The 1945-nt window shown below is 46.9% G+C and carries 2 protein-coding genes; both read left to right on the top strand.

Annotated elements, in window-relative coordinates; all coding sequences use genetic code 11:
- Positions 1 to 101 precede the first annotated feature (101 nt).
- The gene (gene istA, locus V5298_RS20475) at positions 102 to 1121 is read left to right on the top strand and encodes an IS21 family transposase (RefSeq protein WP_332933262.1); all 1020 of its coding nucleotides are present in this window, start codon (positions 102 to 104) and stop codon (positions 1119 to 1121) included.
- Positions 1118 to 1903 (top strand): IS21-like element helper ATPase IstB, encoded by a 786-nt coding sequence (gene istB, locus V5298_RS20480; RefSeq protein WP_332933263.1) that lies wholly within the window; start codon positions 1118 to 1120, stop codon positions 1901 to 1903. The genes istA and istB overlap by 4 nt, the downstream gene beginning before the upstream one ends.
- Positions 1904 to 1945 lie beyond the last annotated feature (42 nt).

A 1945-nucleotide genomic window follows, 5' to 3' on the forward strand; every position in this document is an offset into this window, starting at 1 on the left:
TGTCACCGGCAATGTAAAACTGACCCACTAACGACAATTTAAAATTGACCCACCTGAGGCACAATGATCACCGGTTATGAAAAAACGGTGGTTGAGATGCAATGCTAAATCAGGAGTCACTAGTGGATATTCATGTGCTACATCAACAAGGTCACAGTATCCGAGCTATTAGCCGTCAACTCGGTATCGCTCGAAACACCGTTCGTTGTTATTTGCGCGACCTCGCCCGCACACCTAATTATGGGCCAAGGCCAGATCGGCCTTCAAAGTTAGATCCTTTCAAACCTTACGTTCGAGAACGGATTGAGGCTGCTAAGCCCTATTGGATCCCTGCGACGGTTTTGTTACGCGAGATTCAAACGCAGGGATACGACGGCAAAGAAGGCATTTTAAAAATCTACATTCGGCAATTTAAACCCAAAACGGAAGACGATATCGTTCGCTTCGAAACCGCGCCTGGACAACAGATGCAGGTAGACTTTACGACGATTAAGCGTGGTCACGCTAAGCTTAAGGCGTTTGTGGCGACGATGGGCTTTAGCCGTGGCACTTACGTGCGTTTCAGCACATATGAGAAACAGGACGATTGGATAAACGGGATCCGCGAAGCGCTACATTACTTCGGTGGTGTTCCGAAGGAAATCCTATTTGATAACGCCAAATGCTTGATGATTGAGCGGGATGCCTACGGCGATGGTCGCCACCGATGGAATAAGCACCTTCTTGAACTGGCGTCTGATTATGGGTTCAGATTAAGAGCGTGCCGCCCTTACCGAGCGAAAACCAAAGGTAAAGTGGAGCGGTTTAATGGTTACCTAAAAAACAGTTTTATTACGCCGCTTGCAGCAACATTAAAGCAAGCCGGACTTACCTTGGATGTTGAAACGGCCAACGCACATATCGGGCCTTGGCTCGAAGATGTTGCCAATCAAAGAATACACGGAACGACAAAACAAACGCCAGCGGCCTTGTTAATTAAAGAGCAACGGGCATTAGCTGCGTTGCCGTTAAAATCTCTATCTGATAACTCATCACGAATACCCTCACGCAGGGCCGTCCCCGTTGAAAGCTTCCAGCACCCACTGAGTGTTTATGACCAGTTGTTGAGGGCGCAGCCATGAACTTGCAAATGGAACGAATACAACAAGCTTGTGATAGCCTAAAGTTATGCACCTTAGCAACCGAGTGGTCTGCCATTGCTGACAACGCCGCTGGGAAAGAAAGCTCGTTGGCTGACTTCCTAGAATCGCTGTTGAATATTGAAGTAGAAGCAAGGCAGCAGCGAACGAGAGAAACACTGCTTAAGTTCGCGGGTCTACCGGCCATTAAGTCGTTCGCAGATTACGACTTCAAGTTCGCTACTGGTGCACCTAAAAAACAGCTTCAAGAACTAACCAGCCTCGCATTTATCGAGCGAGCTGAGAACATCGTATTACTTGGCCCAAGTGGTGTGGGAAAAAGCCACTTGGCACTAAGCTACGCTTATCAGGCCATTCAAAAAAGCATCAAAGTACGTTTTATTACCGCGGCCGATTTAATGTTGCAACTAGGTACAGCCAAAAAACAAGACAGGCTGGAAGGGTATATTAAACGTAGTGTACTCGCCCCAAAGCTATTGGTCATAGACGAAATAGGCTATTTACCCTTCGGGAGAGAAGAAGCCAATCTGTTCTTTAACGTGATTGCTAAACGCTACGAGCATGGCAGTGTAATCGTCACGAGTAACTTACCGTTCTCACAATGGTCAACGGCCTTCGCTGACGACCAAACGCTGACTGCTGCCTTGTTAGATAGACTGTTACATCATGCTCATATCGTACAAATTGCAGGAAATAGTTACCGGCTTAGAGGCAAGAAAACCGCTGGAATAGCCCCAGTTACCAATAAACAAAATGAAGTATAAACGCTAAAGGTGGGTCAATTTTACTTTACCGCTAAGTGGGTC

This window comes from Alteromonas sp. 14N.309.X.WAT.G.H12, from assembly GCF_036697315.1.
GTDB lineage: Bacteria > Pseudomonadota > Gammaproteobacteria > Enterobacterales > Alteromonadaceae > Alteromonas.